The 18,555-nt window shown below is 37.0% G+C and carries 8 protein-coding genes; all 8 read left to right on the top strand.

Annotation, left to right across the window (positions count from 1 at the left end; translation table 11 throughout):
* Window positions 1–486 precede the first annotated feature (486 nt).
* Window positions 487–3,732 (top strand): VWA domain-containing protein, encoded by a 3,246-nt coding sequence (locus PGP85_RS16005; protein WP_270328422.1) that lies wholly within the window; start codon window positions 487–489, stop codon window positions 3,730–3,732.
* A 1,261-nt stretch (window positions 3,733–4,993) separates the two neighbouring features.
* Window positions 4,994–6,487, top strand: a complete 1,494-nt coding sequence (locus PGP85_RS16000) for a helix-turn-helix domain-containing protein (protein WP_270328421.1) — start codon at window positions 4,994–4,996, stop codon at window positions 6,485–6,487.
* A gap of 370 nt (window positions 6,488–6,857) precedes the next feature.
* A complete protein-coding gene (locus tag PGP85_RS15995; protein WP_270328420.1) occupies window positions 6,858–8,381 on the top strand; it encodes a helix-turn-helix domain-containing protein in 1,524 nt (507 codons plus the stop codon).
* 917 nt (window positions 8,382–9,298) lie between these two features.
* A complete protein-coding gene (locus tag PGP85_RS15990; protein ID WP_270328419.1) occupies window positions 9,299–12,562 on the top strand; it encodes a VWA domain-containing protein in 3,264 nt (1,087 codons plus the stop codon).
* Window positions 12,526–13,656 (top strand): SpaH/EbpB family LPXTG-anchored major pilin, encoded by a 1,131-nt coding sequence (locus PGP85_RS15985; protein ID WP_270328418.1) that lies wholly within the window; start codon window positions 12,526–12,528, stop codon window positions 13,654–13,656. The genes PGP85_RS15990 and PGP85_RS15985 overlap by 37 nt, the downstream gene beginning before the upstream one ends.
* A gap of 712 nt (window positions 13,657–14,368) precedes the next feature.
* The gene (locus tag PGP85_RS15980) at window positions 14,369–15,547 is read left to right on the top strand and encodes a vWA domain-containing protein (protein WP_270328417.1); all 1,179 of its coding nucleotides are present in this window, start codon (window positions 14,369–14,371) and stop codon (window positions 15,545–15,547) included.
* Window positions 15,540–16,772 (top strand): MSCRAMM family protein, encoded by a 1,233-nt coding sequence (locus PGP85_RS15975; RefSeq protein ID WP_270328416.1) that lies wholly within the window; start codon window positions 15,540–15,542, stop codon window positions 16,770–16,772. The genes PGP85_RS15980 and PGP85_RS15975 overlap by 8 nt, the downstream gene beginning before the upstream one ends.
* A gap of 217 nt (window positions 16,773–16,989) precedes the next feature.
* Complete coding sequence (locus PGP85_RS15970) at window positions 16,990–18,450, top strand: NAD-dependent succinate-semialdehyde dehydrogenase (protein ID WP_270328415.1); 1,461 nt, start codon at window positions 16,990–16,992, stop codon at window positions 18,448–18,450.
* Window positions 18,451–18,555 lie beyond the last annotated feature (105 nt).

The following is an 18,555-nucleotide window of genomic DNA, read 5'->3' as shown; positions in this document are numbered from 1 at the left end:
TATCTTCCAATAAAGAGCTAATCCGGGTGGTATTTTCACTCGGAATTTTTTTATGTAATTAATGAAAGGAAAAAATTAAAACATCAAGAAATCAAATAGTTTATCTAGTATTTCGATAATGGTAGCCAATATATTTAATTTTTTTTTAACTAAAAGAAGTAAATAACGCATTTTGTATTATAAGTGTTTTTATAGCAGTATTTTATCCTTTTTCAATAACTCTAGCAAAAAAATAATTTGAAGAAATTAAAAAAATAATGTCTGCTATTATTTAGGTTCCAATAAGTCACGATTCGTGATTTAAAGTATCGAAAGTAGAAATACTCATAATATTTGATCGTTTTTAGTTACTGAAATATTAGGGAATAAGTCAAAATTTATTATATGGATTTTTTGGTTTTTCTCTTTTTTATTTAAATCAGAGTAGCTAGTAAGAGAACTAGGAGTCGTTTCTAAATCAATCTAATTTGAAAGGAGAAAAATATGATGAAAAAGATCATGGTATTAGTCTTAGGATTATTATTTTTTTCAATTGTCGTTGAGTTAATTTCGCCAATTATAACTGTTCGAGCTGAAACGACTGGAACAAAACTTGTTGATCACGCTTTTTTGCAGCTTGAATATAGCTATAAAAAAGAAGGAGACAAAAATCAATGGAGGATAATGTTCAAAAGACAAGCTAAGAATGAGGCGTTTCGTCAGCGATTAAAGTTTAAAATCACTGACGAAAAGGAGCAAGTGATCGACTATCCAGAGATAGATCATATGATAGAAGAAGATGGCTGGTTCTTAGAGAAGAACTTTTCAGTTGAAAAGGAAGAACAGCTAATAGTTGAATCTGACTCCTCCGTTGACAAGCTTTACCTATCCGTTCAAATGGATCAACAGAAGCTGTCGTCGGATACTGCTTCTGCAGAGGAGGAGATTCAGAAAGATATTTTGGAACAAGAGAAACCATTTGTTCTTGAATCAAAGACCTCTGATGAGAAGCAAAGTGAACATGCTGACTCAGAGAACTTGAAGCTTAAGGAAGTTTTGCCAACAGCGAATTCAGAAGCGTTTATTGGACCTAAACAATCAACTAAGAATGCTGATTCAAACGAAACGAGTCCAGCACTCCGTCAAATGTACAATCCGTTGTATAAAAATAAGGAAACACAATACACGACAGATGGAACGGGAACTTATCCCACTATGGCGTGGCAGCCAGAAGGACAGACAAATGTGATCAATCATCAGGGCGGATATGAGAAAGCAAGCGGTTGGGACAATGTGACGAGTTGGAATGTTGCGAATGATGAGCATAAGCAATCGTATATAAAGTATGGAGAAGATCAAAGTGATTCGAATATTCACCTGCGAAAGTATGCTCAACAAACGGACAAAGCAGATGAATTTAAGATTAAGCTGAATGTCCGCGGGAATGTCACGTATAAGCCTGGTGTTGACCTAGTTTTCTTACTAGATAATTCAGGTTCAATGAGCAATTATTTAGCTGGGGCAACACAGTCAAGAAAAAAAGATGCGCAAGAATCCCTTAGTAAAATAATTGGGGAATTGAAAAAGGTGTATGCTAACAATCAAGATAGTATTCGGATCGGTTCTCATATCTTCTCAGATTATGAGGGGGCTACATGGGGGACAAGTCCGGGTGAAACGATGACTTTTCCACTATCATCGAATCATGCGAATTGGGATAAAATGGTGGCCGAATATAGTAGAGCTCTATCTGTAGGACAGACATTTACTCAACGGGGGATAAAGCAAGCTAGTGATATTTTTTCAAATGCCTCAAACATGGGTGAGCGGCACAAATTACTTTTTGTTTTAACTGATGGAGCGCCGAATAAAAGCTGGACTCCTTTAGCTGCGGAGTATAATGAAAATATGTATTATGATCCAACCTTGATCACAAGTTTCAATCAAGGTACGGCTCCGAATTATTTAAAAGGCGGCCGTTTAGGTTCAACAGGTAGTTCAACTAAATTTGATAATCAAATCTTCACTGTAAATAACCAACGGATTAGCAGCCATTTAACAACGACTAATTCGACGGCTCACATGGTGAAAAATGAAGGTATTGAAATTCATAGTTTGGCTATGCAGATTGCTACTAAGGAGGGTGATTATTGGGATCACCCAACGAGTGAGTTGATAAATGGAATGTATAAAATGGCGACTAAAAAAGCTAATACTACTGGAGATTCAGAATCTGATTATTTTTTCTATCATGTACAAAACCTGAATGATCTTACTGAATACTTTAACCAATGGTATAAAACAATTATCCGGACAGTTGATAAAGGTGAAGTAACTGATCCATTGGGGGATATGGTTGAACTAGTCACTGATGCGGGGAAAGCACCAAAAGTTAAGCAAATTGATAATGGTGCGCCTAAAATCGAGAATGATGATCTGCCAGTTATTTCGATTGCTGACGACCGTCGTCAAATCAAAGTCAATAATATCAACTTGACTGAGGAGCAAGAAATTGAGTTAGAGTACACTGTGCGTTTGAAAACCACCGACGCATCCTTTGTTTCTAATTATTGGTATCCGGCCAATAAGACGACGACTTTGCGTCCTACGCCAGAAAGAACGAATGATATAGTCGAATTCGGTGTTCCCTCTGTAAAAATCTCAAAGCCAGATTTCGTGATTCCAGTTGAAAAAATTTGGTCAGATACGTATCGAGAAGAAGCTGATTATTGGGGGTTGAGAGCTGATGATATCACGGTTACTTTACAGAAAGCGGAGGGGGCAACTTGGCAAGATATCGAATCCAAAGTTTTGAATCCGGGAAATAATTGGAAGGATACTTTTTCACCGGTAGAAGGTGGTGAAAAAAATACGTATCGTGTCATAGAGTCGAAGCGAACAAAGGGGTATAAGGAACCAAGCCTAAATCAGAGTAGTTTCACCTCGGAGACAATGATCAATGGCGGGATCAAAATTACAAATGAACTTCTGCGTGAGGATTACCAATTCTGGAAATTCATGGAAGATGGAACGACAACATTCGATAACGATCTGCCGAAGTTTCAGGTAGAACGCAGTGATGGAAAGATTCTAGCGCAAGATGTGACACCCGATGATACGGGAAAAGTCACGATTAAAGATTTTCCAATCGGCGACTATATAGTTAAAGAAACCTATGTTCCGGTTGGGTACCAAAAAATGGACGATTTTGAGATCAAAGTTACAGAAGGGAATCCGCCAACAACGCTGGTTTTTAAAGTGAAGGACAAAGCGGAAGAATATCATGCGCTTAATCAATTAAAGGATTTCTCTTTAAAGATCGAAAAAGTTGATCCAGATGAAAAGCTGCTTTCGGGTGCTATATTTAAGCTGATAGGACCGAACAATTATGAAAAAACAATAACCAGTGGTCCCATTTTCGATTTTACAAATTTGAGGCTGGGAAGCTATACATTAATAGAGGTCGATAATCCAAATGGTTATGAACGAATCCAAGACCCGATCAACTTTGAAATCAAGGTGGATGGAACAGTGGCAATTTCAAATCACCCAAATGTTAGTGGATCAGGCGGGATAAATGGGGGAAGCAATACCATCAGTTTGAAAGTAACAAATAAGAAAGTGAAAGAGGGAGTTTTACCTAGTACTGGAGGAGTGGGTATTCACAGTCTATTCCTTATAGCCGGGATATTAGTCATTGCTGGGATCGTAGTGAGTGTCGTTTACTTATATCGTGATAAGTATGTAAGCTAAAGCGGAAGCGGCTCAATAAACATTCTAAAATTTTCAACGCAATAAAATGGGTAGTTAGTGACTAAAATAAGCAGAAAACTAGAGAGATCCGTTTTGCGAACAAGTATAAAGTAGCTAAAGACGTAGAACAATAAATGACAACCACTCTCCGTTTTACGAAGCGTTATCTGAAGTTGAACCGTTATGCGGGCAGCCTTTAGATAGCGCCTTTTTTCTTGTTAAACCAAATACTAGTGGAGCTATTGGATTAGCAGAGTTGATAGAATTTGTCTTTTTTTCAAATAAACTGGAATCAGCTCTCTAGAAACTTTTATTTTAAGTAAATTTACAAACGGAAACTTTTCAAATATGAATATTCTGGGCTTGATTAATTTTTCTTAATTGTAATTTAAGCAATACTGTAATTAAAAATTTAGAATACAGTACTTTTTTTTTCGATTTTCCCATTTATTTTGCGTATAATCCGAGCAACTTTTAAATTTTCAGAATTTTTTCTGAAAAAGAAGAGCTGTTGAATGTCCTAAATAATACAGATGACTTCCTTTATTTATGTCTGGACAATCAAGTGTTCGTTGCAAATTGTTCATTTTTGTCTTGCTGCTATAAAGAATATTTGTATGTGTACTTTAAGGAAAAAGGATTTCTACTAGGTAGAGTTATTTTCTGTTTATATCAAAATAAAAGCCGTTTTTGTTTGTATTCAATTATAATGGTGGTTTTTAAAATTTAATTTTCATGAATTTTTATTGAAAGTTACTAAAAAATCAATTTTTTAAACAATTATTTTGAAATTGAGTATCAATATTCTTAAAATCAAATAAAGAAAATGGTGTGAATAACGCAATATTTATTTAACAAACCCGATTTAAAAGTAATAATACGCTTTTTAAATAACTGATAATGGAATACTTGTTGGATAACTTTAAAAAAAAAGTTTGGATATTATATATTTGTAAAGGAAAAATAGTAAGAAATTAGGTTTTAAAGATTATTGGAATTAAATATTGATATATTCTAGTTTAAAAGCTTTGTTTGTATTTATTTTTTTGTTACAAGGTAATTTAAAAAAGTTTCTTTTTATCTGTGAATAATTGATCAAAAGGTAAGCAGTACAATCAAATTGTTGACTACGAATGATTGCTGCAAGCATGTAGCGGATAAACAATAAATGATAGATTATCAGGTGTGAGGGTCAAATTTTTGTTGATAGAGAAAAGTACACAAGGCAAATGTTCAAATTAACTGAAAAAGGAATGAGGAAATGGATTTTAGAGAGATTTTAGGAACAAGTAGTTTACGGCGTTTACGACTTGTTGAATTACTTTATGCGAGCCAAGTTGGGTTGCCTAGTGATCAATTACTTGAAGAATTAGATTGTTCGTTACCCATTCTGTTAAAAGATATCAAACTCATCAATGATGAACAGGATAATTTTAACATTGAAAAATATAAAGGCCTTTATCAATTAGTGATTAAACCGCATGTTAGTATAAACCGTTTATATTCTGAAGTAGTACAGCAATCCCCTGAATTTCAAATTATTGAAGAATTACTGTATGAAAAATATCCGAGTATTGGCGATTTAGCTAACAAGCTTTTTTTAAGTTCTTCAAATGCACAACGCTATCTAAAGAAAATTGAAGGTACTCTAAAAAAAATCGGGATTCAGTTGGATTATCGACCTTTACGTTTAGAAGGAAATGAAAGTGTGATTCGTCACTTCTTTTATCGCTATTTTTTAGAAAAATCAGACAGCCTCGAATCATTATTTGGTGAGCTGCTGGGTTATCAAGTTAAGGCAATCACCGATTTGGTGGATCAATTTATTCAAGTGAACCATTTAGAAAATCGACATATTTTTAGAAAACGATTGAGCTTTAATATTTACGTTAGCCTATGGCGTATTAAAAACGGCCGCTATTATCCTAAGGAAGACCTAATCAGCCCACTGACCTTGCCGGATGATGAGACACTGGAAGCTTTTGAACAAGTGGGACTAGAAGTTTTTAGGATCCGTCTTTCAAAAGAACAGATTAAAGATTGCTTGTGGTTGTCTTATGCGGACATGTTGGTTTTCGGGGAAGATCAATGGAAATCGGCGATGAAGCAAAGTCGCAGCTACCGTGATCTTTATCAAAAACACTATGGTCTCGTAGAAAAATTTAATAGTTTAATTGGTAATACTTTAAAAGAAGAAGAGAAAAGTGAGCTGACGGTCGTTTTAATTAATGATCAACGAATTTATCCAACTAAAGGGCGATACATTGATATTTTATATCGTCAACGAACGATTTTTTTGAAAAAAATGATGGAGTCGCACTACCAGGCTGTAAAAAAGGTTCTAAAAATCTCAGAAGAGTTCGTTAAGTATTATCGAATCTACCAAGAGGACGATTTTGTTTGGAACTATGCTTACTTATTAATCACGATGGTTCCTAAAAGTCTAAATTTGCTGGCCAGTTATGACAAGTCATTGAAATTATTGCTGATCTCAGAACTATCGCCAACTGAAGAGACCTTTTTGGCAGAACAAATCGAAGAGCGGATTTATGGCAATTTTAAAGTCTACTATGTGGAAGAACGTTTGCGAGATATAAAAATTGGAAAAAAGGAATTGAGAAAGTACGATGCGCTGGTTACCCTAAGCAGCGTTGAAGAGATTTCATATGATTATCCGACAGTGATCATTGATCCATATCTGACGAATCAAAACATTGTTCAATTGCAGCACCTGGTCAGCAATCTGGCAGGTTGATTTAAGTGAGTCTTTTAGCAAGATAATTACAAAACATCTAACTTACTACTTATAATAGAAGAAACTGCTGTAGCGTTAAGTTTAACAACATAAAGGAAGTGCGTTTTCTGATAAGGAAGGCGTACTTTTTTTCTGGGGAATTTGTTAGATTTTTGTTCGTCAAGCACTCATAAAATGTTTTACTACTATTTGAACGAATGTTTTTTTACTGTATTTCTAGTTTTTACTTGTCCTCGATTATTATTAGCTTTATTATTTTTATTAAGAAGACGTTTTCAAATATTGGTTTTATTGAAAAGTTGTTGGGTGTTTTAAGGGATAATTATTATTTTGATCAGACAGTGGTTGGGTTAGATTAGGGAGGATCAATATGGACTTTCGATCAATTTTAGGAACAAGTGATACACGACGATTAGCATTAGTAGAGAAACTGTATTATCGATCGGATGGCATAGCAAGTGATGAATTATTGAGCGAGTTGGAATGTTCATTACCGATTTTGTTGAATGATATCGAGTGGATCAATGAACGTCACGTGTACTATCAGATCATCAAAGTGAAGGGTCTATATCGTCTGGAGATGAATCAGAAGGTTAGTTTGGGGAATGTCTATGCATATATTTTGAATCAAAGCCCAGAGTTTCAGATCATTGAAGAGCTTTTATATGAAAAATGCGACAGTATCACGACGTTGTCGAAAAAACTGTATCTAAGTACGTCAAATACACAACGAGCGTTAAAAAAAATCGAGAAAACGTTGTCTGAAGCAGGCATGACTTTGAATTATCGGCCCTTGCGAATTGAAGGGAATGAGAGCGAGATTCGAACGTTCTATTACCGCTTTTATAGTGAGCGTCAGGATGCGTTTGAAAGTACGCTGCCTAATCTAACTCCGGAGCAGTATCATGTAATTGAAGCCTACGTAAAAGAATTTGTGGAAGTGAATACTATCTGGAAGAAATATGTCTTTCAGAAATATTTAGTCTACCTCATTTTTATTAGTTTATGGCGAATCAAGAATAACCATCCTTTTCCTAAAGAGGAGCTGCGCACGCTGGGAATTAAACTCCCGTTTGATGCTTCCTATAAGGAATTGAGACGAGTTGTGACAGAAATTGTCGGGATCGATCTGCGTCCAGTGATTTTGCAGGATTGCTTGTGGTCAATATTTTCTGATTCAATCGTCTTTAGTATTCCTCACCGGGAACTGGCGATGACGGACAACCCTAGGTATCAGGAACTATTCATGCGACACTTCGAATTAGCTAAAGAGTACGATGAAATGACGGGAAACAATCTTTCTAAACAAGATAGGATCGATTTGACGACGGTTTTATGCAATGACTTCTATTTGTATAATCCTGAAGGTCAATACATTGGGATATTGTGGCGGAATCGGACTGTTTTCTTACGGGAAGTATCGAAGGTATACGGTCGTGGTCTGCAAAAGGTTCGATCATTAGTTGAACGTTTTGTAGAAAAATATCAGATGTACCAAGAAAATGACTTCATCTTAAATTACGTATATTTACTGATTACAACAGAAATAAACAGTTTGGAATGGTTGTCGAAGCAAGATCATCCATTGAAAGTACTGCTGCTGTCTGATTTAACGCCGACGGAAGAAAGTTTTCTAGCGAAGCAGATCAATGATTATGTCTATGGAAATTTTTCAATCGTTCTTTTCGAACAATTATTAGTGGGAAATGCGCAACTGTTGGATGAATTAAAAAAATACGATTGTTTAATTACGACGGGTTCTTCTGAGGGATTGCCGGAGGATTACCCGGTAGTTGTAATCGATCCGTTTTTGACTGCGCAAAGTACTAGTTTAATCCAAGATATGATCAGTCAGATTGCTGAAAAGAAAGATCAAGTAACGATAGTTGAATAACGTGTCAAAGAAGAGTGCGGCAAACTGCCGTACTCTTTTTTTGCAGTTTTTCGAGCGAAATATTCTTAGGTTTAACGAAAAAGTATAATTGTGAGTATTGAAATCTTTAGTGACAAACAAACAGAATAATTAAAATGAGGAAGCCCATTTTTACCTATATACCAGCTTTATTCAGACCTTAATGAAATTAACAACATATTTTATGGGAATGACGAATCTGTATGCTGTAGCAGCAAATGATTACGAGCATTGAAAGGAATAAAAGATGAGAAAGAGCAGATTTTTGATCGGGTATTATTTATTTCAATAATTTTTGAATTTATTGGGACCGATCGAAATCGTACAGACTGGAGCACTCGAGAGTGAGAATAATGATGAACAAATTTTAGAGAGCATTGACTAGTAGAATAAAAGAATTTACGAACCAATCTATTCTAATAAAGAACCGCAATATAAAATCAATCAAAAAAGGAACGTACTATGCCGTTGCTCGGTAACCAGTGGATCAAACAACGAATTTGATTATCAATGAAGAAAACAGCGGGGAATTGAAGTATTTTGAACTTAAAAATAGTTTCTAATTGTTTTTGATCAAAATACAAAAGAACTCGAATGGTTTATTCAGAATTGTGATTTTGAGGATTCATTAATTTAAAAATAAGTAAAATAATCGAGCTTAATAACGTTTTATATAAATGGAAACAGGCGTCTATTGGAGTACCCTCTTGATTTCTAATAACTAGGCTTTAAGAAAAAAGTAAAAATGAATAAAAAATAAATTCTGCTACTCTTAAGTTGTATATAAGAAGTAAATAATCTATGAGTAAACAAAAAAATAAAAATGGTTGTCTCATAAGATGAATGGAAGTATGTAGGGTATTTATAGATTATTTTTTATAGAAACAGGGGGAGATAACATGAAAAGAATAGGTATCCTGATGCTTGTCATGGTGACTTTATTGAGTATGATTCAAGCAACGTTTACGGTAATGATTGCTCGAGCAGAAACGAATGCAATTCAACTGATTGATGAGAAATTTTTGAGCCTTTCTTATAGCCGTGAAAGGCTCAAAGAATCAAGTCAATGGGTAGTGAATTTCAATCACCAGAGTCAGGAAAAAGGCTATCACGAAAGAGTGAAGATACGAATAACTGATGAGAGAAATCAGACAATTGAGTATCCAGAAATAACGGACATGATTGAAAAAGATGGGTGGTTAACTGAAAAGGAGTTTTCAGTTAAGAAAGAAGGCCAGCTGAAATTTGATCTGTCCAAGTCAATCAAGAAATTAAATTTATACGTACAAATAGATCAGCAGAAAGCAATAAAAGAAGATAACGAACATGAACCGAAAATCGAAGAAAACATTTTGGATAGAAAAGAACCATTTGTTCTTGAGGCACACCAAGCAGCGGATAAAGAGACAACAACCTCTTCAGAAAAAGTAGATATCAAAGAAGAAGTAGGAAAGACAACGGTTAGTTCAGAAAAATTTGTAGGTCCAAAAAAGGAAAAACAAAAAAATAATTCTATAGTGACAGCTGCGGCAAACCAAATGTATGCAGCACTATATGAAAATAAAGTGACCGAATATAAACCTGATGGAGGAAGGCATCCGAAGTATTCGTGGCAGCCAGATGGGCAAACAAATGTTATCAATCATCAAGGGGGCGTTGCAGGAAAAGCCGGCTGGGATGGTGAAACCAGTTGGAATGTTGCAAGTGATAACTACTCTAAATCCTATATCAATTATGGAGATGGCGACTCAAATTCAAATATTCAAATAAGAAAATATGCACAAGAGACATCCGATCCTGAGAAGTTTAAAATTAAGCTGAATGTTAAAGGGAATACGACTTATAAACCGGGAGTAGATATCGTTTTTCTATTGGATAACTCACAATCAATGGAATCTACTAGAGATTTAGCGCCTGGCGAGGCCTTTAGAAAAACAAATGCGAATTTGGCTCTCCAAAAGATCGTAGACGAGCTGAAAAAAACCAATGAACCAGCAGCAGAAAATATTCGGATAGGTGCGGAGATTTTTTCTGACTATTCCAGGTACCAATCATGGGGCGGCGGTTCAGATCCCAAACAGACTCGCCCCTTTAAACTATCTAAAAATACGGCGGATTGGGATAAGATGGTGAGTGAATACACTAAAGCAACTCCTGGCGGGGTAACTTTTACGCAGCGAGGACTACAAGAAGCACGAGATATTTTTGATGCGTCCCCCAGTCCAGATCGTCATAAATTATTGTTCGTTCTAACTGATGGTGCGCCGAACCGCAGCTGGGAAACAAATGATTCGGGGACCCCAAATTTGGATATGTACCCCGATCAACGCTATTTCACAAATTTCGTTAAGGGAACTAAAGAGAACTATAATGGAGGAAAGTCGTTAAACTCAAATACGGAAAAAATGACAACGGCAATTAATCCACCCTATAAAAATGTAATCACCAGCCACATGACAACAACCAATTCAACAGCGATGGATTTAAAGAATGCTGGGATTGAAATTCATACGATTGCTTTAAAACTAATGGTTCATCCTGAAGAACCCTCTGGCAGCCGTGATAAACAAATTCGCGGATTGTATAAAATGTCAACGAAAAAAGCGAATGCGACCAATGGGCCCAACGAAGATGTCGCTTCTGATTTTCATTTTTATGATGTGTCTAATGGGGATGATTTAACTGAGTATTTTAAAAATTGGTATAACACGATCATTCGAACCGTTGATAAAGGCGTGATCACCGATCCATTGGGGGAAATGGTTGAGTTGGTGGGTGAACCTACCTGGAGTCAGGTCAATAATGGAAACCCGCAAATTGAACGACTTGATGAACCAGAGATTTCCGTAGAAAATAATCGTCGTTTGATCAAAGTGAATAATATCAATCTATCGAAAAATCAAGAAATACAACTGGAATACACCGTCCGGTTAAAAACGACCGATTCTTCCTTTGAATCTGGAAAATGGTATCAGGCAAATGGGGACACTTTTTTGGAACCTACACCAGAACGAACGACTGACAAGCTTGAATTTGGGATTCCTTCTGTAAAATTCAAAAAAGATGATTTTGTCATTCCTGTGGAAAAAGTTTGGTCTGATAAGCATCAAGGAACGGAAAATTATTGGGAAATGAGACCAGAAAAGATTACGGCGACCTTGCAAAAACAAGACGAATCAGATTGGGTAGATCTCGAATCCATCGATTTGGACAAGGATCATGAATGGAAAGGAAATTTCTCTCCTGTTGGAGGGGGGACAGAACATACGTATCGGGTGATTGAATCGGATCGAATCAACGGATATAAACAAGCGAGTGTAAATCAATCCAGTTTTACCTCGGAAACACTGGCTGCCGGAGGAGTGAAAATCACCAATGAACTTCTGCGAGGCGATTATTCATTTTGGAAATTTATGGGTGATGGGGCAACGAAGTTTGACAGTGATTTGCCGAAGTTCCAAGTGAAACGCGAGGATGGAAAGATCTTAGTGGAAAATCTAACCCCAGATAATTCTGGAAAAGTCACAGTCAATGGTCTTCCAATAGGAAATTACATCGTGGAAGAGACCTATGTTCCGCAAGGTTTCCAAAAAATGACGAATTTTACAGTTAATGTTACAGAGAATAATCCACCAACATCGCTTCTATTTGAGGTAAATAATAATTCGGGCGACTATCATGTGAGCAATCAATTGAAGGACTTTTCACTGAGTGTCGAGAAGGTTGATATGGATGACGGACAGCTTGAAGGCGCAACGTTCAAATTGACAGGTCCCAACTACGAAGAAACAAAATTCAATGGGCCAATCTTTAATTTCGCTAACTTACGTCCTGGGATCTATACATTGACAGAGACAGATAATCCTAACGGCTATGAGCGGATTCGTGAACCAATCATTTTTGAGATTAAGGTAGATGGAAGCGTCGCAATCTCTGACCATCCGAATGCTAGTGGTTCAGGAGGAATTAATGGTGGAAGGAATACCATTGATTTAAAAGTAACGAACAAGAAAGTAAAGGAAGGAGTTTTACCGCGAACAGGCGCATTCGGAATTCGAGGCTTCTTTTTAGCTGCAGGAATATTGGTAATCGCTGGTGTGCTGTTAATGCTGACGGCTCTTACAAAGTGTACTATTTTGAAGAACATGCTTCACCAGGTGTAGAACTTGGATCGTACAATTTGATCTTGATGTTACCACTTAAAGATGGTAATGACGAAATCACGGATATTCAATTGTATCCAAAGAACAAAGTAGAAGGCGAAGATCCTGAAAAGGAATTAGTGGACGAAGATGGTAATCCATTGCCACAACCTTCTGGCGGTTACAACTTTGAAATTGGTCAACAAATTCACTACCGTGCAAGCTTCATGATTCCTAACCAAATCGGGGATATTGAAAACGGTGTTCCGCGTTACAGCCAATTAGACTTCCACGATGAAGTAGATACAGAAGGTGTGAAATTTGAAGGACTTGATCGTATCGCTATCAATGGTACGGATATTCCTCAAGCGACATTCTTGGCTAACGCAACTTATACACCACTAAATACGACTGCACCATGGGCAAACTACGCTGGGTTTAACCTTTCAATGAATTTGACTGGTGCGGCGGGTGTTGCAACAGCAAACTACTTGAGTCAATACGCTGGTCAAACAATCGAATTCTTCTACACGGTGTCATTCACTGAAAATACACCAGTCGATCGTGACATCAACAACGAATTTACAGTAACGATGGATCATGACGGAGATGAAGAAATAAAAGTGAACCCACCGATTGATCCGATCAAAACTGGTGGTAAGAAATTCCTCAAAGTCGAAGCTGGATCTAAAGATCCATTGGGCGGCGCGGAATTCGTAGTGATCAGACGTGTTGGTGGAACAGATTACTATCTAACAGCTGGAGCAGATACAATGACTTGGACAGCAGTTGGACCGAATGAAGATTTCGCAACAGCTACGAAATATACATCTGAAGCAGATGGTACATTTGAAGTAACAGGTCTACAGTATGGCGATTACTTCTTACGTGAAACAAAAGCACCAGGCGGCTTCCAAAAATTACCGAATGACGTGGCATTTACAGTTGCTGAAGGTACCTATGAAGGTGCGACACCACAAGAAATCGAAAATACAACTAAAGGCGGAACATTACCATCAACTGGTGGTATGGGAATCATTGCCTTTATCGTAATCGGTCTTGGCTTGATGGGCTATGCGATTATTCGCTACCGTCGCGTACAGTTTGAAGTTTAATTGTACAAAGGAATTAGTAAAAAGCTGATAAACATTTACTAATTACAGATGTATCTAAAACAGGTTTCAATCTCAGTTGGGATTGAAACCTGTTTTTTTAGGAATGGGAGCTGGTTAATAGACTAGTAAAAAATATTACCATAGAACGAAATTTTCGAACTGCTGATCATAATACATGACAAAAGGTAGCCGTCCAACGGCTACCTTTAAACATTGATCCATGCCTATTTTCCGCTAGGCAAACTGATTTTATCAAAAAGTCACTCGGAGTCAACCGCGAACGGTCATAAACGAAAATAATATAAAAAAGTTGAGAATAAATCACACTAATTGATCTTAATAATCAGTTGTATTTGATGTTTAGTTATAGAGTAAATCTTCAAATTTTGTAATTTCTCAATTTCGCTATTTAGGAATAAAGAGAATTTTTTTGATGTTTGATGAAAGACGCTAAAAAACGTGATTTTTAGTGTCTTTTTTGAATCCAAACGCTAAATATTTATTATATAAAATGAACTTCAATTAACTTAATATTGAATTAAATTAATTATTCAAATAACCCTATTTTTTTCATTTTTCTTATAATAAAAGGTTTTTGCAGTAAAAGGATAACGTCATTTTCACTTTGAAGCGGGACAACGCTGAAAAGTAGAATCGGGTACTATTGTGATAGTAATAGCAATAAATAATTGTGGAAAGGAGAGAACATGAAATGAGAAGAATTAAATTAGTGATTGTACTATTGATCATTTTTTCTTTTGTAGTAAAAAGTTTTGTGGATATACAACTAGCCCATGCGGGAACTACAAAGATAGAATTGATTGATGAAAGCAATTTAAAACTTGAGTATGACTATAATACGAAAGATAATTTGACTCAATGGAAGATTGCTTTTAAAAGACGAAGTGAAGAAGATAGTCAACAACGTCTGAAATTCAAAGTACTCGATGAAAAAAAGATTAAGATTAATTATCCCAATGTTGAGAATATGGAAGAAAATGAAGAGTGGTTAGTAGAAAAGAATTATACAGAAATGGCGGATGGGCAAATTGTTTTGGATTTACCAAAGTCAGTGGAGACACTGTATCTTTATCTTCAAATGGATGAAAAAGGATTAGCTGAGGATTCCGAAATCAAAGAAAATATTTTAGAGAGAGAGAAGCCTTTTAAATTAGAAATCAAAAAAGAACAGAAGAAGGAAATAAAGGAGAGTACTAGCGAAAAAGAGGAAAGCAGCGTCTCTAGTACCGAAAGTAAGGAAAAGAATAGTGTTATTGGACCACAACTTTCAATGAAGTCTACGCTCAGAAGTGGAAGCATTACCGCATATCAAAATCAATATGTAAATAAAGTCCCCGTATATACGGATTCGCCTACGGATGGCAAATATCCAGCAAATGCGTGGTCGCCAACAGGACAAGCTGAGACGATTCGAAATCACCAAGGAGGGAATTCTGCGGATTCAGCAAATGTGTGGGACGGTGTAACGGAGTGGAATGTGTCTCAAGACAATCGAACAAAATCCTATATCAATTATGGAGCTGATCGCACAAATCCCAATCTATCCTTGCGAAAATTAGCTTACGCAACAGACAAGGAAGATGAATTCAATATCCGTCTCAATGTTCGCGGAAATACTACCTACAAACCAGGTGTAGATGTTGTTTTTTTGGTAGATAATACAGGAACAATGGGGCACGCAGTAATCAATGGAAAAAACCGGCGCGATAGAGCGAATGGTGCGTTGGCGAAGATAATACAAGAATTTAAAAAAGCAAAAGTTGATGAGAATATTCGTGTTGGAGCCTATTTCTTTAGTGATGGTCAGTTTGAAAAAGACTTTGGCAAACCACTCAGTTATCCGTTGAGTAGCACAACTAGCAATGGCTGATGTTCCAATCAAGGTAGTCGAGAACGCTGCGGGGAATGGAGTTACTATTACGTTCGTTGACAATAAAGGTGCGGGTTACGTAATCAAGAATGATTTGAAGAAAGACATCACGATTCCAATCGAGAAGGTCTGGGAGGACAAACACAAAGAAACAGAAAATTATTGGGGAAAACGCAGTAATAGTGTAGATTTTAAGATTCAAGAAAAAAGTAACAATCAATGGAAAGATGTTGAAACGGTCACTCTTTCGGAGAAAAATGGTAATTGGAAAGGATCTTTTAAAACAGACAAAGAAGATACGGTCCATAGAATTGTGGAATTAGGGAAAACATCAGGCTATGCTGCACCAGAGGATATACAAGGAGAGTTCTCATATAACTCTTTACGTATTAAAGGTGATGGAACTGCCAAAATCGTCAACCGTTTGTTAAAAGGTGAAGCGATCTTCAACAAATTCCTAGAAGATGGCAAGACACCATTTAAAGGTAGTGATCTACCGAAGTTTACGGTAAAGCGAACGGATGGAAAAGAATTAGTTAAGGATCTTACGCCGAATAAAGATGGAAAAGTGACGATCAGAGATATCCCAGTTGGTGAGTTTATCATTGAGGAAACTTATGTACCGAAAGGTTTTAAGAAGATGGAAAATATTAACCTGAAAGCCGTCGAAAAGAAGGTGACCCAAGGAGGTAATACACAGTATATTGTAGAAACTACGATGGATAATAGTTCGACACCGGTTAATAAGATAAATAAGTTGAAGGATTACAATTTATACATCGCGAAACTTGGGCATGATGGAATACCAGTGGGCGGTGCTGAATTCGAGGTAACTGGTCCGAATAATTATAAGAAAAAAATAAAAGAAGATATCCCATTTTTTTCTTTTGCAGGTTTAAAGCATGGAACTTATCAAGTGAGAGAGACAGAAGCGCCAGAGGGTCATCGATTAATGGAACCAGCATTCCAATTTACGATTAATCTAGATGGTACCGTAACATTTGCTGAACACCCGAATGTTATATCGGCCACGTATGTACTTTCGGATGGCAATACTGTAAATTCTGTCAGCTTAACGATCAAAAACAAAAAAGCTTTACCAGGCGTGCTTCCAAGAACTGGGGGCACCAGCACGAAGCTATTCTTTAAGATAGCGTTTGGGCTGGCCATAACGGCTGGATTACTAAGTGGGGTCTATTGGTTATATTATAGAAAGAAGAGCTAAGGAAAAAATAGAAAGTGAATAGGGTGAACGGGTGCAGGATAGGCAGATTGCTTATCCTGTTTTTTTGTCTCTTTTTTTATTTTTTAAGGGTTAAGCCGATTTTTTGAGCTTTATTTTTATCCGTGTTACGGTTATTTATGTAGTAAACGGCTAATTAAAAATGCTGTTGAAAGAATTCGACCACTACTAGACATGAAAAATAGGAGGAATTAGACACATGGCAAAACATCAAGATTTACCAGCAGTCGAAACACGTCTCTATATAAATGGCGAATGGGTGGAAGGCTCAGAAGGAACAAAACCAGTGACAAATCCTGCAACAGGAGAAACATTAGCGAAGGTCCATGTCGGGGGCGAAAAAGAAATCAATTCAGCGATTAAAGCGGCGAATGAGGCTTTTCCTGAATGGTCGCAAAAATCAGCGGCCGAACGGGCTGAATTAATGAACAAAATGGCGGATCTCGTGGAAGAAGACGCGGATCGTTTAGCGACGATCATGACGATGGAGCAAGGCAAACCGTTGACTCAAGCCAAAGGCGAGATTCAAACGAATGTTGAAAATTTACGCTGGAATGCGGCGGAAGGACAACGGTTACTAGGCGAAATCATCCCTTCACCAGCAACGAATCAGTGGCACGTTCGTAAACAGGCGGTAGGGGTCGTGGGAGCGATCACTCCATGGAATTTCCCATCAAATATGATTATTCGTAAAATTTCACCAGCAATCGCGGCTGGCTGTACGGTAATTTTAAAACCATCGAAGGAAACACCGCTATCATCACTAGCCTTAATGGAACTGTTTGATAAAGCAGGCTTCCCGAATGGTGTTGTGAATATCGTTTTAGGGGATTCTTCAACGATTGGAACGATACTTTCAGAGTCAGATGACGTACAAAAAATCACGTTTACTGGTTCGACCGAAGTCGGCCAAACGCTAAATGAACAAGCAGCACCGAGCCTGAAAAAGGTCTCAATGGAGTTAGGGGGACATGCGCCGTACATTATTTTCCCAGATGCTGATATCGAACGGGCAGTGGAGACATTGATTCAAACAAAATTTATTAATAATGGACAGGTATGTACGTCACCCAACCGAATTTTCATCCATAAAGAAATCAAAGAAAAAGTCACCGATCGAATCGTGGAAGCAATCAAAGATGTGACTGTCGGAAATGGTTTAGATGACCCGACGACGGGGCCTTTGATCAATCAAGATGGGGTCGAAAAGGTCGTCGAACAATTGAAAGACGCGACTGATAAGGGTGCGAAAATCTTGTCTGGCGGTCATAAGTTGGAAGATGGCGATTATGCTGACGGGAACTTCTTTGAACCGACTGTATTGGATGAGGTAACGAAGGACATGGATATTTTCTATCAAGAAACCTTTGGACCAGTAATTCCATTGATTACTTTTGAGGATGAGGAAAAAGTCATCGAAGACGCAAATGATACAGAATTTGGATTAGCCTCTTATTTCTTTTCAACCAATATCCACACAGTTGAAAATGTGAGTAACAAATTACAATATGGAATGGTCGGTGTCAACGATACAGACATTTCAAACTCGGCTACACCTTTTGGTGGTGTAAAACATTCTGGTTTTGGACGTGAAAACGGCACATACGGGGTTGAAGAATATATAGATGTCAAATTTGTCAATATTCGTACTGCTAAATAGCCGCATAATATAGTGGAGAGCCATTCTTTTTCGAAGGAATGGCTCTTTTTGTGATAGATAAAGTTATATAGAGATGGATAAAACAGATTTTCGTCCAAGGTTCTA

It is taken from the genome of Enterococcus malodoratus (assembly GCF_027659535.1).
GTDB classification, from domain to species: domain Bacteria; phylum Bacillota; class Bacilli; order Lactobacillales; family Enterococcaceae; genus Enterococcus_A; species Enterococcus_A malodoratus.
Note: the sequence above shows the minus strand (reverse complement) of the source record. Positions and strands in the feature narration are given on the sequence as shown.

What these genes read in the sequence shown, in the direction of transcription:
- PGP85_RS16005 (WP_270328422.1), top strand. Translation starts at nt 487, where the DNA reads ATGAAAAAGATCATGGTATTAGTCTTAGGATTATTATTTTTTTCAATT.
- PGP85_RS16000 (WP_270328421.1), top strand. Translation starts at nt 4,994, where the DNA reads ATGGATTTTAGAGAGATTTTAGGAACAAGTAGTTTACGGCGTTTACGA.
- PGP85_RS15995 (WP_270328420.1), top strand. Translation starts at nt 6,858, where the DNA reads ATGGACTTTCGATCAATTTTAGGAACAAGTGATACACGACGATTAGCA.
- PGP85_RS15990 (WP_270328419.1), top strand. Translation starts at nt 9,299, where the DNA reads ATGAAAAGAATAGGTATCCTGATGCTTGTCATGGTGACTTTATTGAGT.
- PGP85_RS15980 (WP_270328417.1), top strand. Translation starts at nt 14,369, where the DNA reads ATGAGAAGAATTAAATTAGTGATTGTACTATTGATCATTTTTTCTTTT.
- PGP85_RS15975 (WP_270328416.1), top strand. Translation starts at nt 15,540, where the DNA reads ATGGCTGATGTTCCAATCAAGGTAGTCGAGAACGCTGCGGGGAATGGA.
- PGP85_RS15970 (WP_270328415.1), top strand. Translation starts at nt 16,990, where the DNA reads ATGGCAAAACATCAAGATTTACCAGCAGTCGAAACACGTCTCTATATA.